The organism is Aequorivita xiaoshiensis (assembly GCF_022008395.1).
Taxonomy (GTDB): Bacteria; Bacteroidota; Bacteroidia; order Flavobacteriales; family Flavobacteriaceae; genus Aequorivita; species Aequorivita xiaoshiensis.
In genome coordinates this window covers 432,980-448,852 of the sequence record NZ_JAIRBB010000002.1, presented here as the reverse complement: position 1 = coordinate 448,852, position 15,873 = coordinate 432,980, and the positions used below count along the sequence as shown (strand labels likewise).

Genomic DNA, 15,873 nt, shown 5'->3' with positions numbered 1-15,873 from the left:
GTGAAATAAAACATAAACTTTTTTTAAAAACCATTTGAAATCAATTATTGAAAGTCTGCTTTGAAGATGTATATTTGCACCTTCGTAAATCAAAATTGAATTTTTCTTGATTTACCCTAAAAAAATATAATAAATGAAAGCAGGTATCGTAGGATTGCCAAATGTTGGAAAATCCACTCTATTTAATTGTTTGTCTAATGCCAAGGCGCAAAGTGCGAATTTTCCATTCTGTACAATTGAACCAAATATTGGAGTAGTAAATGTACCGGATAAACGGTTATTGAAACTTGAAGAATTGGTAAAACCAGAACGTGTGCTTCCAGCAACTGTTGAAATAGTTGATATTGCAGGACTGGTAAAAGGAGCGAGTAAAGGGGAAGGATTAGGAAACCAGTTTTTGAGTAACATTAGAGAAACCGATGCTATTCTTCACGTTTTACGTTGCTTTGATAATGATAATATTGTGCACGTTGACGGTAATGTAAACCCTATCCGTGATAAGGAAACTATCGATATCGAACTTCAATTAAAAGATTTAGAGACTGTAGATAAAAAACTTGAAAAAGTAAAACGTGCAGCTCGTACTGGAAATAAAGAAGCTCAAAAAGAAGAGGCAGCTTTATTAAAAGTAAAAGCAGGTTTGGAAGCCGGTATATCTGTTCGTGCTATCGATTTAACTGAAGACGAAAGAGAAGAATATATTAAGGGCTCTCAATTTATTACAGACAAACCAGTAATGTATGTGTGTAATGTTGATGAAGACTCTGCAGTAAATGGAAATGCTTATGTTGAACAAGTTCGTGAAGCTGTAAAAAATGAAAACGCAGAAGTGTTAGTTTTAGCAGTTGGTACTGAAGCCGATATTACCGAATTAGATTCTTTTGAAGAGCGTCAAATGTTCCTAGAAGATTTAGGTCTTGATGAAGCAGGTTCAGCAAAACTAATTAGAAGCGCTTATAAACTATTAAACCTTCAGACGTATTTCACTGCAGGTGTAAAAGAAGTTCGTGCTTGGACTATTCCTGTTGGGGCAACAGCACCACAAGCTGCGGGAGTAATCCATACAGATTTTGAAAAAGGATTTATTAGAGCTGAAGTTATTAAGTATGAAGACTTCGTAGCATACGGTAGTGAGGCCAAAGTAAAAGAAGCTGGAAAGATGGGCGTAGAAGGGAAGGAATATATCGTTAAAGATGGCGATATTATGCAATTCCGATTTAATGTTTAAAACTGAAAATGATTTAAGCAGTGAGTTGAATTTATCTCATCTATCTGCTTAAGAATCAAAATATAGATGGATTTATTTCTTGAAGAAACTATTCGTATAAACGGAGTTTTTTCTGAAGTAAATCCATTTCTTTTTCCATCTTATCCATTCGATTAAGCATTCGTCTTATAACGTCAAGTCCTTCAAAATTTATCCCCAAATCGTTGTGCAATCTAAACATACGTTCGATTTCTGAAATATCGTTCTCATCTATAAAAAGGTCATTTTGCTTTTCTTCAAATACAATCAAACCGTATTCGTGAAGTCTATTAATAAAAGTGTCTTCAATATTTGAGTGTTTGCAGTATTGCTCCACTAGTATGTATTTTTCTCGTGCCATTATCTCAGTTTTGAAAGTTCGGTAAACAGTTCTTTTTCTTTTGCTGATAGGTTTTTAGGAAGTTCTACCTTATATGTTATGTATAGATCTCCAAATTGGCCGTCCTTTTTGTATTTAGGAAGTCCTTTCCCTGTGAGTTTTACTTTAGTATCGTTTTGAGTTTCGGGCTTAACATTCAATTTTACTTTTCCACTTAATGTTTCTATGGTTATTTCACCGCCTAGAAGCGCAGTGTACAACGAAATGTTTTCGGTGGCATAAATGTCGCTTTCAAGTCTTTTAAATCGGGTGTTATTGAATATCTCGAAGGTGATGTATAGGTCACCTTTAGGACCTCCATTCATTCCCTCACCGCCATAACCTCTAATTTTAATTGTTTGTCCGTCTTCAACTCCTGCAGGGATTGTAAGTCTAATTTTTTTATCTCCTACACTTATGGTTTGTTTTTGATCTTGAAGAATATCGGTTAAATTTAATCGCAGTGTAGCATTCAAATCTTGACCTTTAAATTGAGCTGTTCGTCTGCGTCCACCGCCACTAAATCCACCGCCGCCAAACATCGATTCAAAAAAGTCTGAAAACTGACTCTCATCAAACCCTTGTCCGCCACTAGTATAAGTTCTCTGATTGCTATATCCCTGTGAACCTTGTTGTTGTCTAGCTTTTTCATAGGAATCAGCGTGTTGCCAATCTTTTCCATATTGATCGTATTTTTTGCGCTTTTCAGGATCGCTCAACACTTCATTGGCTTCGTTTATTTGCTTAAACTTTTGCTCGGCCGACTTGTCGTTTGGGTTTAAATCAGGATGATGTTTTCGAGCGAGTTTTCGATATGCTTTTTTAATATCGGCTTCACTAGCGCTTTTTGTGAGCCCAAGAATTTTGTAGTAATCTATAAATTCCATTTGTGTTATTAGATTAGGCCTATGAAGTTATAAAAATAAATGCTAGCAATCAACATAGCCCCGAATTCTTTACAAAAGTTTAGCAGTCTGTAAAAGTTTTCGATTAGGAAAAAATATGTTATTGTTTTTAATTAAAATAAGTGTTATGTTATTCAGAAGTATAAAATATATTTGCGCATTAGTGGCTAAAAACTAATTACTAACAATAATATACATTTTATTGTTAATTACTTTCCGAAGTATTGGTTTCACAAGTGCTCACGTATATTTATATTAGCAACCCTACACAAAATTTTTATGGCCGAAACACAATATACCGAAGATAACATACGCTCCCTCGATTGGAAAGAACACATTCGTATGCGTCCCGGGATGTATATTGGTAAGCTTGGTGATGGATCTTCGCCAGATGACGGAATTTACATCCTTCTAAAAGAAGTGCTTGACAACTCTATTGATGAGTTTGTTATGGGCGCGGGAAAAACTATCGAGGTTCGCATAAAAGAAAAAGAAGTGAGAGTTCGCGATTATGGTCGTGGAATACCGCTAGGAAAAGTGATTGATGTAGTTTCAAAAATGAATACCGGAGGTAAGTACGATAGCCGTGCATTCAAGAAATCTGTTGGATTGAATGGGGTGGGTACTAAAGCCGTGAATGCGCTTTCTTCTTTTTTTAAAGTAGAATCTGTTCGAGATAACCAAATGAAAGCTGCAGAGTTTTCACTTGGAGAGCTTACAAATGATTTGGAGATAGAAGAATCATCAAAAAGAAAAGGGACCAAAGTGGTTTTTATTCCGGATGAAACAATCTTCAAAAATTTTAAATTCCGTACAGAGTATGTTGAGAAAATGCTCAAAAACTATGTTTATCTAAACCCTGGATTGACAATAGATTTTAACGGACAAAAATTCTATTCCGAAAATGGATTAAAAGACCTTCTTCAGGAAACTATTAGTGAAGAAGATATGGCGTATCCAATTATTCACTTACGCGGTGATGATATTGAGGTAGCTATAACACATAGTAAAACGCAATACAGCGAAGAATATCACAGTTTTGTAAACGGACAAAACACCACGCAAGGAGGTACGCATTTGGCTGCTTTCCGTGAAGCTATTGTAAAAACCGTTCGTGAGTTTTACAACAAAAATTACGATGCTAGTGACGTGCGAAAGTCAATCGTTTCGGCAATTAGTATCAAGGTTATGGAGCCTGTTTTTGAAAGTCAGACAAAAACTAAACTCGGTTCTACCGATATGGGTGGCGATTTGCCAACTGTGCGAACCTATATCAACGATTTCGTAAAAACTAATCTCGATAATTTTCTACATAAAAACCCTGAATCGGCAGATGCTATTCAGCGAAAAATAGTTCAAGCAGAAAGAGAGCGTAAAGAGCTTAGTGGTATCAGAAAACTCGCTAAGGATAGAGCTAAAAAAGCGAGTCTTCACAATAAAAAACTACGCGATTGCCGTGTGCATTTGGGAGATATAAAGAATGAAAGAAATCTAGAGTCTACGCTGTTCATTACAGAGGGGGATTCTGCAAGTGGTAGTATTACAAAGAGTCGCGATGTAAATACGCAAGCCGTATTCTCACTACGAGGAAAACCATTGAATACTTATGGTATGACCAAGAAGATTGTGTATGAAAACGAAGAGTTTAACTTACTACAAGCAGCGTTGAATATCGAAGATTCAATGGAGGACTTGCGATATAACAATATTGTAATAGCAACGGATGCCGATGTGGATGGGATGCACATTCGTTTATTGCTAATTACATTTTTCCTTCAGTTTTTCCCCGAGTTGATTAAAGAAGGACATTTGTATATATTGCAAACACCACTTTTCCGTGTTAGAAATAAGAAAGAAACTATTTACTGTTATTCAGAAGAAGAAAGAGTAAATGCTATAGAAAAACTTAAGCCAAAGCCTGAAATTACACGATTTAAAGGTTTAGGGGAGATTTCGCCAGACGAATTTGTACATTTCATTGGAAACGATATTCGTTTAGATCCAGTAATGCTAGATAAGTCTATGAGTATTGAAGAATTACTTTCATTTTATATGGGTAAAAACACACCGGATAGACAGGAGTTTATTATCGATAATTTGAAAGTGGAGTTGGATAGGGTAGAGGAATGAAAGAAGTGATCAGTGTTTGGTTGCAGTTGGCGGTAGAATAGCGATTTATCGGGTTCACTATAAAAAGAGAATTATGAAAAATACAATATTATTAATTTTTAGTTTAATAATTCTATCCTCTTGTACTAAGAAAGAAGGTGATTGTTCTGTAATTGATATAATCGAACCTGTAATAAATATTAGCATTTTAGATAGTTTAGGAAATTCATTGATTGGTGAAAATAATATTTATAAACCTTCCGAGATAACTCTAACTAGAGGTTCTCAAACAGTTTTTTTATCATTTGAAGAAAATAATAATATTACATATATAAGACTTTTATATACAGATATGGAGTCTGAAAAGAATTATGAGTTAAAATTGAATGGATTAGAAACCGATATTTTAAACATAAAATACAGATTAGAAAGAGGAGAATGTTTTGATTATTTAGTTATTGAAGGTTTTTATGTAAATGGTGAAGAAATGGTGTTCGATAATGATTCATATTCATATATAATTCGAAAATAAAACCTCTGCGTACTTTGCGCCTTTGCGGTGTGAAATATTTACCGCAGAGGGCGCAGGGAATAAAAAGTAAAAATAAAGAATACAGCAAATAGCAATGAGTGACGAACTCGACAATAACGAAGAAGAAATTACAGGTCCAGATTATTTAGGCGTAAACGACGATACTTCCGGAGATACTATAAAAAAAGTAACTGGAATGTATCGCGATTGGTTTTTAGACTACGCTAGTTACGTAATCCTAGAACGTGCCGTACCTGCAATTGAAGATGGATTTAAGCCTGTACAACGCCGTATTATGCAATCTATGAAAGATTTGGATGACGGGCGTTACAATAAGGTGGCAAATATTGTTGGGCATACTATGCAGTACCACCCACACGGGGACGCGAGTATTGCAGATGCCATGGTGCAAATTGGTCAAAAAGACCTGCTAATAGACACTCAAGGAAACTGGGGTAACATCCTAACGGGCGATAGTGCTGCTGCTTCTCGTTATATTGAAGCTAGACTCTCAAAGTTTGCTTTAGATGTTATTTACAACCCAAAAATTACAAAGTGGCAAGCTTCTTACGATGGGCGTAGAAAAGAGCCAATCAATCTACCTGTAAAGTTTCCGCTACTTCTAAATCAAGGAGGAGAAGGAATTGCAGTTGGTCTTTCAACAAAAATACTTCCACATAACTTCCTTGAATTAATCGATGCTTCTATAAAGCATTTACAAGGGAAGAAGTTTCAAATATATCCAGATTTCCCTACAGGGGGAATAATGGATGTAGCCAATTATAACGATGGTTTACGCGGAGGGAAAATTAGAAGTCGTGCCCGTATAAACCAACTTGATAAAAACACATTAATAATTACCGAAATTCCTTACGGAACAAATACATCATCGCTAATTGACTCTATCTTAAAGGCGAATGAAAAAGGAAAAATTAAAATTAAAAAGATAGAGGATAATACGGCTGCTGCAGTTGAAATTCAAATCCACTTACCTAGTGGGATTTCACCAGATAAAACTATAGACGCGCTATACGCGTTTACAGCCTGTGAAACTTCAATTTCGCCTTTAGGATGTGTAATTGAAGACAACAAACCTCTTTTTGTTGGAGTTTCTGAAATGCTTCGTTTAAGTACCGACCGCACGGTTGAGTTGCTAAAAAGTGAGTTGGAAATTCAGTTATCTGAATTAGAAGAACAATGGCATTTTGCTTCATTAGAGCGTATTTTTATTGAAAATAGAATTTACCGTGATATTGAAGAGGAAGAAACATGGGAAGGGGTTATCAAAGCGATAGACAAAGGATTACAACCTCATATAAAACACTTAAAACGCGCTGTTACCGAAGAAGATATTGTTCGATTAACAGAAATTCGAATTAAAAGAATTTCTAAATTCGACATCGATAAGGCACAGCAAAAAATTGATGCGCTTGAAGCTAGTATTGCTCAAATAAAACATCACCTAGACAACCTAATAGAATATGCAATCGATTACTTTAAGCGATTGAAAAAGGATTATGGAGAGGGTAAAGAGCGTAAAACAGAGATAAGAACTTTTGAAGATATTGAAGCGACTAAGGTTGTAATTCGCAACACCAAGTTATATGTAAATCGCAAGGAAGGTTTTGTGGGTACAAGTTTAAAACGCGATGAATACGTAACCGATTGTAGTGATATAGACGATATTATTGTATTTACCGAAGATGGTACAATGATGGTTACAAAAGTCGATTCCAAGACCTTTGTTGGTAAAAATATTATTCACGTTGCTGTATTTAAAAAGAAAGATAAACGCACCATATACAATATGATTTACCGCGACGGAGCTCGTGGCTCGAGTTATGTTAAGCGTTTTGCTGTTACGTCAATTACCCGCGACAAAGAATATGATATGACCAATGGAGCGAAAGGTTCTAAGGTGTTGTATTTTACCGCAAACCCAAACGGTGAAGCCGAATTGGTGACAATCTATTTACGTCAGACAGGTAGTATAAAGAAATTAAAATTCGACTTTGATTTTGCCGATCAATTGGTAAAAGGAAGAAATTCTAAAGGAAATATTGTTTCCAAATATTCAATTAAAAAAATTGAGCTGAAAGAGAAAGGGCTTTCTACCTTAAAACCGAGAAAAATTTGGTTTGACGATTCTGTACAGCGATTAAATGTCGATGAGCGTGGAGAACTTTTAGGTGAATTTAGAAAAGAAGACCGATTGCTAATTGTGAATCAAAAAGGTGTTGTTAAGACTGTTGTTCCGGACTTAACATTGCGTTTTGATAGCGATATGATTGTGCTAGAAAAGTGGGATCCTAAAAAACCGTTAAGCGCTATATATTGGGAAGGTGAAAAAGAATTATTCTACGTAAAACGATTCCTAATTGACAACCCGGATAAAGAGGAAACCATTATTACAGATCATCCCGATTCTTATTTAGAGAAAATTTTTACCGATTACCGTCCTATGGCTGAAGTGGTTTTTGTAAAGAAAAGAGGACAGGAGCGAGATGAAAATCTTGAGGTTAATTTAGAAGAATTTATTGCCGTTAAAGGAATAACTGCAATGGGGAATCAGTTAACAAAAGAGAAGGTTTTAGAAATTAATACTTTGGAGCCTTTGCCATACGATCCACCAAAACCTGTAGATGCTAAGGAAATGGATGTTGTTGATGAAGAAAAAATGACTTCAGATAGTGGCGGTACAAAATCTAAGGCAGCTTCAGACGACGAGAATTTAAGAACTGACGAAGGCGGACAAGGCTTGCTGTTTTAGTTCTAGAAACATTTTCTAGATGTGTGGAGGCTTGATTGGAGTTTCTTTAATTCTTCTATTCACTATATTATAGGATATTGTGAAAATTAGATTGTTTAAGTTATGTATCTGTCCTCTTGTCTTTCACGCTTTAACTAAGCATTCTTATATGGTGTTGAATTTGATTCTTTTAAATAAAAGTCTAAAATTCTAACTTTCTGTAACTAAACCTTTTGATTTTCAAAAGAAAAACATTATTTTTGCACCCCTCTTAGCGACGAGTCAAGATAAAGAGGAATTGAAACAAAACAAAAAGAACCCTTCTGTGGGATAGTCGCATTAGAATCTTGTAACAGCGCAGAATACAAAACGTTGGTTTTTAAAACATTCTAATTTTAGAAGTTTAGAAATCAATTTTACAAACAAATGGCTGATAAAGCAAACAAAGAAGAAGTGCAAGTAGAAGATACTGCAAAACAAAACGAGGCATCTACAAAGCCTCAAAGGGAAGTTTCTTTAAAAGAGAGTAACCCTGAAAAATTCCTAGAAGAATTTAACTGGCACAACTACGAAGAAGGAATTGATCCTATTGACGATGGTAAACTAGAAGAATTCGAGAAATTAGTAGCTGAAAATTTTGTTGACACACTTGATGATGAAGTTGTTGAAGGTAAGGTAGTTTACATTACAGACCGTGATGCAATTATCGATATCAACGCAAAAAGTGAAGGTGTTGTTTCATTAAACGAATTCCGTTACAATCCAGATTTAAAAGTTGGTGATAAAGTAGAAGTATTGATCGATGTTCGTGAGGACAGTACAGGTCAGCTTATCCTTAGCCACCGTAAAGCAAGAACTATCAAGGCGTGGGATCGCGTAAATGCAGCTCACGACGAGGGTACAATCGTAAATGGATACGTAAAATGCCGCACAAAAGGTGGTATGATCGTAGATGTTTTCGGTATCGAAGCTTTCTTACCAGGTTCTCAAATTGATGTTAAGCCTATCCGTGATTACGATGTTTACGTTGGTAAAACAATGGAATTCAAAGTTGTTAAAATTAACCACGAATTCAAAAACGTTGTTGTTTCTCACAAAGCGCTTATCGAAGCAGATATTGAAGAGCAGAAAAAAGAAATCATCGGGCAGCTTGAAAAAGGACAAGTACTTGAAGGTGTTGTTAAAAACATCACTTCATACGGAGTATTTGTTGACCTTGGAGGTGTTGATGGACTTGTACATATTACAGACCTTTCTTGGTCTCGTATCAACCATCCAAATGAGATCGTTGAACTTGATCAAAAATTGAACGTTGTAATTCTTGATTTCGATGAAGATAAAACACGTATCCAATTAGGTCTTAAGCAACTTAACCCTCACCCATGGGAAGCTCTTGGTGATGAGTTAAAAGTTGGAGATAAAGTAAAAGGTAAAGTAGTTGTTATTGCAGATTACGGTGCTTTTGTTGAAGTAGCTGAAGGTGTTGAAGGTCTTATCCACGTTAGCGAAATGTCTTGGTCTACTCACTTACGTAGCGCACAAGATTTCGTAAATGTTGGTGATGAGGTTGAAGCTGTTGTTCTTACAATGGACAAAGAAGAGCGCAAAATGAGCCTTGGTATTAAGCAAATGACTCCAGATCCATGGACTGATATTACTACTAAATACCCTGTAGGTTCACGCCATAAAGGTATTGTTCGTAACTTCACTAACTTCGGTGTATTCGTTGAGTTAGAAGAAGGTATCGATGGTCTTATCTACATTAGCGACCTTTCTTGGACTAAGAAAATTAAGCACCCAAGCGAATTCACTAACATTGGTGATGAGCTAGATGTTGTTGTTCTTGAGTTAGATGTTGAAGGACGTAAACTAAGTTTAGGTCACAAACAAACTGAAGAAAACCCTTGGGATAAGTATGAAGCTGAATTTGCAGTTGGTACTAAGCACACTGCTACTATTGACGAAATGGTAGATAAAGGAGCTACAATCAACTTCAATGACGATATTACTGCTTTCATTCCAAACCGTCACCTTGAAAAAGAAGATGGTACAATGTTGAAAAAAGGTGATGAGGCTGAATTCCAAATTATTGAGTTCAACAAAGAATTTAAGAAAGTGGTTGCTTCACATATGAGTATTCATAAAGAAGAAGAGGCTAAGATTGTAAAAGACGCTGTGAAAAAACAAGAAGCAGCTGAAGCAGAAGCAAAACCAACTTTAGGTGATGCAAACTCTGCACTTCAAGCCCTTAAAGATAAAATGGACGGTAAAAAATAATCGTTGCATTTATAGCTAATAAAAAGCCTTCTGGAAACAGAAGGCTTTTTTTGTTATAGCCTGTTTCTATCACTTTTAATGCTTTTGTTACTGAAAAGATTTCCCAATATATTAAAATTGACTATTTTCAAATTTTTTAAATTTTAATATGAAAATAAGAGCCCTTACCCCACTTTTGTTACTGTTTATCCTTTCGTGTGCTGCTCCTAAAAAAGCCATAAACGGAAAAGCAGATAGCGCCGATGCAAAAACAGAAAAAGACAAATCTTCAATCAAGCCTTATGACAAGGTTATAACGAAAGATGCAAAAACGGACGATGGTTTGTTTAAAGTGCATACTGTAAAAGAAGATTTTTTTTATGAAATTCCCGATTCTCTTTTTGGAAGAGAATTGTTAATGGTTACCCGAATCGCTAAAACCGCGACTAATATTGGTTTTGGTGGAGGAAAAACAAATACCCAAGTCCTTCGATGGGAAAAGAAACCAAACAAGGTGTTGTTACGCGTTGTTTCGCATCAAATATTTGCGGCCGATTCACTTCCTATATATGAGGCTGTTGTAAACTCAAACTTTGAACCTGTTCTTTTTACATTCGACGTAAAGGCTTTAGGTAAAGACAGTACATCTACTGTAGTTCAGGTGAATAAGCTTTTTGAAAGTGACGTTAGACCGCTAGGGATGCCAAAGCATTATCGCGATAGGTATAAAATTACCACTATGGATAAGGAGCGTTCGTATATCGAAACTATTAAATCTTATCCATTAAACATAGAGTCTCGTCACGTAAAAACATACGCGGCAAAAGAGCCGCCTAGCAATTCAGCTGTAGGTTCAATTTCTGTTGAAATGAATAACAGTATGGTGCTACTGCCTAAAGAGCCAATGAAACGTCGTTATTTTGATGAACGCGTTGGATGGTTTGCTCGTGGACAAACTGATTATGGATTGGAAAACCATGAAAGTAAAACCGTTAAATATCTTGACAGATGGCGTTTAGAAGTAAGAGATGAAGATAGAGCAGCATTTGAAAGAGGAGAACTAGTAGTTCCTAAAAAACAAATTGTTTATTATATCGACAGAGCTACTCCAGTAAAATGGAGAAAATATATCAAACAAGGAATTGAAGATTGGCAAGTGGCTTTTGAAGCTGCAGGCTTTAAAGATGCTATAATAGCAAAAGATCCGCCAACAGTTGAGGAAGATCCAGAATGGTCTCCAGAAGATGTGCGTTATTCGGTGGTGCGCTACTTGGCGTCTCCTATACCAAACGCAAACGGGCCTCACGTAAGTGATCCGCGTAGTGGTGAAATATTGGAAAGTGATATTAATTGGTATCACAACGTTATGACATTATTGAGAAACTGGTTTTTTGTGCAAACTGCTGCAATTAATCCAGACGCCAGAGGTGTAGCTTTTAAAGATGAAATTATGGGTAGACTTATCCGTTTTGTTTCTTCTCACGAAGTTGGTCATACCTTAGGATTGCCACATAATATGGGGAGTAGTGTTGCTTACCCTGTAGATTCTCTACGTTCAATAGATTTTACTAAAAAGTACGGAACAGCTCCTTCAATTATGGATTATGCGCGTTTCAATTATATTGCTCAGCCAGGGGATGGAGATGTAGCACTAATGCCAAATATTGGTGTTTATGATAAGTATGCAATAAATTGGGGATATAGACCATTGCCACACCTAACTGCTGAAGAGGAAAAAGAAACTCTCGATTCTTGGATTTTAGAACACGCTGCTGACCCTATGTATCGATTTGGAAAACAACAGTCGGGAGGTGTGATAGATCCTAGTAGTCAAACTGAAGATTTGGGTGACGATGCTGTAAAAGCGAGTATGTACGGTATTTCAAACCTGAAATTACTCGTGCCAAAACTTATTGAATACACCAGAGAAGATGGTAAAAACTACGATGATCTTTCAGAAATGTACAATCAAGTAGTTGCTCAATTTAATAGGTATATGGGGCACGTAACAGCAAATATTGGTGGTGTTTACGAATACTATAAAACCTACGATCAGGAGGGTGCAGTTTATACGCACGTTGCAAAAGATAAACAAGAAGAAAGTTTGGCATTTTTACAAGAACAACTATTTGCAACTCCAGAATGGTTGTTGGATGAGGATATCTTCAATAAAATCCAATTCGATGGAAGTATTGAGAATATTAGAAAGATGCAAGAAAGAACGCTAAATGATATTCTTGACTTTGGAAGATTGGCTCGAATTATTGAAAACGAATCTATTAATGGAAAAAACAGTTATTCATTATTAGAGATGATGGAAGACTTGCGGAAAGGAATTTTCGAAGAGCTTAAAACTGCTGCGCCTATAGATACCTACAGAAGAAATCTCCAGCGAGTTTACATCAATAGACTTTCGTATTTAATGTCGAATGAGCAAAAAGGTAGAAATAGAACAAAAGTTGATGTTAACTTAAGTGACATTCGTTCGGTAGCAAGAGCAGAGCTTATAGCTTTAGATAATGATATTAGAAGAGCTTTAGGTAGAACTACAGATAGAATGAGTAAGATTCATTTGTTAGATCTTCGTGAAAGGATTGATGTTATCTTGAATCCATACGCTAAATAATTTTGAGTTTTCTTATTAAAACAAAATAGCCTGTCTTATATAAGACAGGTTTTTTTATGCAGTAAATTGAATAGTTTCAAAAGTTTACGATTTATTGGTTTTAAACGAAAATAAATTCTTTAGTTTTAAATAAATAATTCTGTATTTTTGTTTGCTGAATCTAATTCAGACTTTCCTATGAGCCAAAAAGTGTTACTAAACGCAACCGAGATTAATATTGCGCTTAACCGTTTGGCTTGCCAATTGATTGAAAAGCACGACGATTTTTCCAAAACAGTACTTATCGGAATACAGCCACGAGGAATTTTTTTAGCTGAAAGACTTAAAACCTTGTTGGAAACTGAATACAAAATAAAAAATATTCAACTTGGTTATCTAGACATCACCTTCTTTAGAGATGATTTCCGAAGAAGTGGTAAACCGTTAGAAGCGAATAAAACCAAAATTAATTTTATAGTTGAAGATAAAAACGTTGTATTTATAGACGATGTGCTTTTTACTGGAAGAAGTATTCGTTCTGCATTAACTGCAGTGCAATCTTTTGGAAGGCCATTAGAAATAGAATTACTAACACTAATAGATCGCCGTTTTAGCCGCCATTTACCAATTCAACCCGATTATAGGGGAAGACAAGTAGATGCGATTAATGGAGAAAAAGTAAAAGTGTGCTGGAAAGAAAATGAAGGCGAAGATGCTGTATATCTAGTTAAGAGTTAAGAGAGAGAGTAGGGGGAAGCGAGTAGGGAGTTGAACGTGACTAGTGTAGAAAAGACAACTGTCAATAGATAATTGATAACAGATAACCGAAAACCAAACAATGGAACTAAGTGTAAATCACTTACTGGGAATAAAATACATAACCGAAGCTGATATTCAACTCATCTTCGAGACGGCCGATCATTTTAAAGAGGTTATTAACCGACCTATTAAAAAAGTGCCATCGCTTCGAGATATTACCATTGCCAATCTCTTTTTCGAAAATAGTACGCGAACGAAACTTTCGTTTGAGCTTGCTGAAAAACGGCTTTCTGCAGATGTTATAAATTTTGCATCTTCGAGCTCTTCTGTTGCCAAAGGAGAAACGCTTATCGATACTGTAAACAATATTCTTTCTATGAAAGTTGATATGGTGGTAATGCGTCATCCAAATCCAGGAGCAGGAATTTTCTTATCGAAACACGTCAATGCTAGTATTATTAATGCAGGAGATGGAGCGCATGAACATCCTACCCAAGCCTTATTAGATAGCTATTCTATTCGTGAAAAGTTAGGTGATGTTGCAGGAAAAAATGTGGTTATTGTTGGTGATATTCTTCACTCTAGAGTTGCATTGTCGAATATTTTTACACTTCAAAAGCTTGGAGCAAAGGTTAAGGTGTGTGGCCCTAAAACACTTATTCCTAAATATATAGAAAAATTAAATGTAGGGGTGGAAACTAATTTACGTAAAGCGTTGGAGTGGTGCGATGTAGCAAATATGCTTCGCGTTCAAAACGAGCGTATGGATATTAGTTATTTCCCAACAACTCGAGAATATTCACAACAATTCGGACTTAATAAAGCGATGCTTGATTCTTTAAATAAGGAAATTGTAGTAATGCACCCAGGGCCAATTAATCGCGGTGTGGAAATCACAAGTGATGTTGCAGATAGCAAACAATCTATTATATTAGGTCAAGTAGAAAATGGAGTAGCCATCCGTATGGCAGTAATTTATTTATTAGCCTCAAAAATTAAACATAATGAAGATTGAGAATCATTCAAATTTTGTTGTCCTTGAAGATGAAAAGGATGATATAATAGATTTTGCCTCATTTATTGAGAGTCAAGTTCCTGCAAAGTATCAGGGTCAGAATGTGGTTTTGAACTTATTGAAGTATAACTCTTTATCCTTGCCAGAATTATTACAATTCTTAAAAACGTCGAACCTTCATCGCAAAACAAACTATTCCTTTGTTATTGTAAACGCTGCCATTGATATAGATGAAGTCCCTTACGAATTAGTTGTTGTGCCAACACTTCAGGAAGCTGAAGATATTGTTGAAATGGAAGAAATTGAGCGCGATCTCGGTTTTTAGTCTAAACAGAGCAGTATACTCGTAAAGCTTCTGATACGAGAATCAATAATTTTTTAAAAATTAGATTTTGAAATTAACTATCCTAGGATGCCATTCAGCAACTCCAACTGCTTCTACGCACCCAACAGCGCAGATTTTGGAGATTAAGGGGCATTTGTTTTTAATTGACTGTGGGGAGGGAACCCAGATGCAATTAAGAAAATATAGGGTTAATTTTTCGCGTATTCGTCACATATTTATTTCACATCTACACGGCGATCACTTCTTTGGCTTACCAGGTTTAATTTCAACGTTTTTATTATTAGGAAGAGAAGCGGAATTGCATATCTACGGCCCCAAAGGCATAAAACAGGCTATATTATTGCTTCTTAAGTTGGGGAAAGCCTATACAAATTACCCTTTGTATTTTCACGAACTAGAAGAGAATACGCCTCAAGTAATTTATGAAGATGATAAGGTGACGGTGGAAACAATTCCTTTAAAACATAGAGTATATACAAATGGATTCCTTTTTAAAGAAAAACTTGAAGACCGAAAGTTAGATGTGAATGCCGCTCGAAACCTGAATATCGATTTAAGTTATTACAACAAAATAAAACAAGGTTTTGACGTGAAGAATAAAGATGGTAAGTTGATTTCGAACAAAGACATTACCTTCGATCCACCGGCACCAAAATCGTATGCCTTTTGTAGTGATACCGAATATAATCCAGAGATGGTTCCTCAAATTGAAGGAGCAACTGTTCTATATCACGAATCAACCTTTCTGGACGAACACTATCATCTGGCTGAAAAAACCAAACACAGCACCGCTAAGGAGGCTGCTGTAATTGCGCGCAAAGGAGAAGTTGGAACATTAATTCTCGGTCATTATTCTGGCCGCTACGGAAAACTTGAACTTTTCCGCAAGGAGGCCCTAGAAATATTTGATAATGTAGAATTAGCTGAGGACGGAAAATCCTTTCAGTTTTAATTTACTTTTCATACTAGTTC

At 35.9% G+C, this 15,873-nt stretch carries 12 protein-coding genes; 10 read left to right on the top strand and 2 right to left on the bottom strand.

The features are described from left to right. Nucleotides 1-133 precede the first annotated feature (133 nt). A complete protein-coding gene (ychF, locus tag K8344_RS05245) occupies nucleotides 134-1,228 on the top strand; it encodes a redox-regulated ATPase YchF (RefSeq protein WP_237607437.1) in 1,095 nt (364 codons plus the stop codon). A gap of 88 nt (nucleotides 1,229-1,316) precedes the next feature. On the opposite strand, the gene K8344_RS05240 is transcribed toward ychF, so the two are convergent. Together K8344_RS05240 and K8344_RS05235 are read right to left on the bottom strand one after the other, a co-directional pair. Then, nucleotides 1,317-1,607: a chaperone modulator CbpM gene (locus K8344_RS05240; RefSeq protein ID WP_139854832.1), complete on the bottom strand. Its 291-nt coding sequence runs from the start codon at nucleotides 1,605-1,607 to the stop codon at nucleotides 1,317-1,319. Next, complete coding sequence (locus tag K8344_RS05235; protein WP_139854831.1) at nucleotides 1,607-2,512, bottom strand: DnaJ C-terminal domain-containing protein; 906 nt, start codon at nucleotides 2,510-2,512, stop codon at nucleotides 1,607-1,609. The genes K8344_RS05240 and K8344_RS05235 overlap by 1 nt, the downstream gene beginning before the upstream one ends. Nucleotides 2,513-2,809: 297 nt before the next feature. On the opposite strand from K8344_RS05235, the gene K8344_RS05230 reads away from it, so the two are divergent. The 9 genes from K8344_RS05230 to K8344_RS05190 all read left to right on the top strand — a co-directional run bounded on the left by K8344_RS05230 (nucleotide 2,810) and on the right by K8344_RS05190 (nucleotide 15,853). After that, nucleotides 2,810-4,660, top strand: coding sequence for a DNA topoisomerase IV subunit B (locus K8344_RS05230; RefSeq protein WP_139854830.1), 1,851 nt, complete (start codon nucleotides 2,810-2,812; stop codon nucleotides 4,658-4,660). Between the two features lie 73 nt (nucleotides 4,661-4,733). Beyond that, complete coding sequence (locus K8344_RS05225; protein ID WP_237607429.1) at nucleotides 4,734-5,171, top strand: hypothetical protein; 438 nt, start codon at nucleotides 4,734-4,736, stop codon at nucleotides 5,169-5,171. Between the two features lie 94 nt (nucleotides 5,172-5,265). Then, nucleotides 5,266-7,941 carry a DNA gyrase/topoisomerase IV subunit A gene (locus tag K8344_RS05220; protein WP_237607419.1) on the top strand — a complete coding sequence of 892 codons (2,676 nt, stop codon included), beginning with the start codon at nucleotides 5,266-5,268 and terminating at the stop codon, nucleotides 7,939-7,941. 405 nt (nucleotides 7,942-8,346) lie between these two features. After that, a complete protein-coding gene (gene rpsA, locus K8344_RS05215) occupies nucleotides 8,347-10,197 on the top strand; it encodes a 30S ribosomal protein S1 (protein ID WP_237607418.1) in 1,851 nt (616 codons plus the stop codon). 148 nt (nucleotides 10,198-10,345) lie between these two features. Beyond that, nucleotides 10,346-12,802 carry a zinc-dependent metalloprotease gene (locus K8344_RS05210; protein WP_237607408.1) on the top strand — a complete coding sequence of 819 codons (2,457 nt, stop codon included), beginning with the start codon at nucleotides 10,346-10,348 and terminating at the stop codon, nucleotides 12,800-12,802. 177 nt (nucleotides 12,803-12,979) lie between these two features. Then, nucleotides 12,980-13,519, top strand: coding sequence for a bifunctional pyr operon transcriptional regulator/uracil phosphoribosyltransferase PyrR (gene pyrR, locus K8344_RS05205; RefSeq protein ID WP_237607406.1), 540 nt, complete (start codon nucleotides 12,980-12,982; stop codon nucleotides 13,517-13,519). Between the two features lie 100 nt (nucleotides 13,520-13,619). Further along, a complete protein-coding gene (locus K8344_RS05200) occupies nucleotides 13,620-14,555 on the top strand; it encodes an aspartate carbamoyltransferase catalytic subunit (protein WP_237607397.1) in 936 nt (311 codons plus the stop codon). Further along, nucleotides 14,545-14,880, top strand: a complete 336-nt coding sequence (locus tag K8344_RS05195) for a ribonuclease Z (RefSeq protein ID WP_237607387.1) — start codon at nucleotides 14,545-14,547, stop codon at nucleotides 14,878-14,880. Before K8344_RS05200 ends, K8344_RS05195 begins: the two co-directional genes overlap by 11 nt. 67 nt (nucleotides 14,881-14,947) lie before the next feature. Continuing rightward, complete coding sequence (locus K8344_RS05190) at nucleotides 14,948-15,853, top strand: ribonuclease Z (protein WP_237607385.1); 906 nt, start codon at nucleotides 14,948-14,950, stop codon at nucleotides 15,851-15,853. The last annotated feature ends 20 nt before the right edge of the window (nucleotides 15,854-15,873 follow it).

Excerpts from the sequence above, each read along its gene's own strand:
- K8344_RS05230 (WP_139854830.1), top strand. The coding sequence starts at position 2,810 with ATGGCCGAAACACAATATACCGAAGATAACATACGCTCCCTCGATTGG.
- K8344_RS05195 (WP_237607387.1), top strand. The coding sequence starts at position 14,545 with ATGAAGATTGAGAATCATTCAAATTTTGTTGTCCTTGAAGATGAAAAG.
- rpsA (WP_237607418.1), top strand. The coding sequence starts at position 8,347 with ATGGCTGATAAAGCAAACAAAGAAGAAGTGCAAGTAGAAGATACTGCA.
- K8344_RS05200 (WP_237607397.1), top strand. The coding sequence starts at position 13,620 with ATGGAACTAAGTGTAAATCACTTACTGGGAATAAAATACATAACCGAA.
- pyrR (WP_237607406.1), top strand. The coding sequence starts at position 12,980 with ATGAGCCAAAAAGTGTTACTAAACGCAACCGAGATTAATATTGCGCTT.
- K8344_RS05225 (WP_237607429.1), top strand. The coding sequence starts at position 4,734 with ATGAAAAATACAATATTATTAATTTTTAGTTTAATAATTCTATCCTCT.
- K8344_RS05210 (WP_237607408.1), top strand. The coding sequence starts at position 10,346 with ATGAAAATAAGAGCCCTTACCCCACTTTTGTTACTGTTTATCCTTTCG.
- ychF (WP_237607437.1), top strand. The coding sequence starts at position 134 with ATGAAAGCAGGTATCGTAGGATTGCCAAATGTTGGAAAATCCACTCTA.
- K8344_RS05220 (WP_237607419.1), top strand. The coding sequence starts at position 5,266 with ATGAGTGACGAACTCGACAATAACGAAGAAGAAATTACAGGTCCAGAT.
- K8344_RS05240 (WP_139854832.1), bottom strand. The coding sequence starts at position 1,607 with ATGGCACGAGAAAAATACATACTAGTGGAGCAATACTGCAAACACTCA.
- K8344_RS05235 (WP_139854831.1), bottom strand. The coding sequence starts at position 2,512 with ATGGAATTTATAGATTACTACAAAATTCTTGGGCTCACAAAAAGCGCT.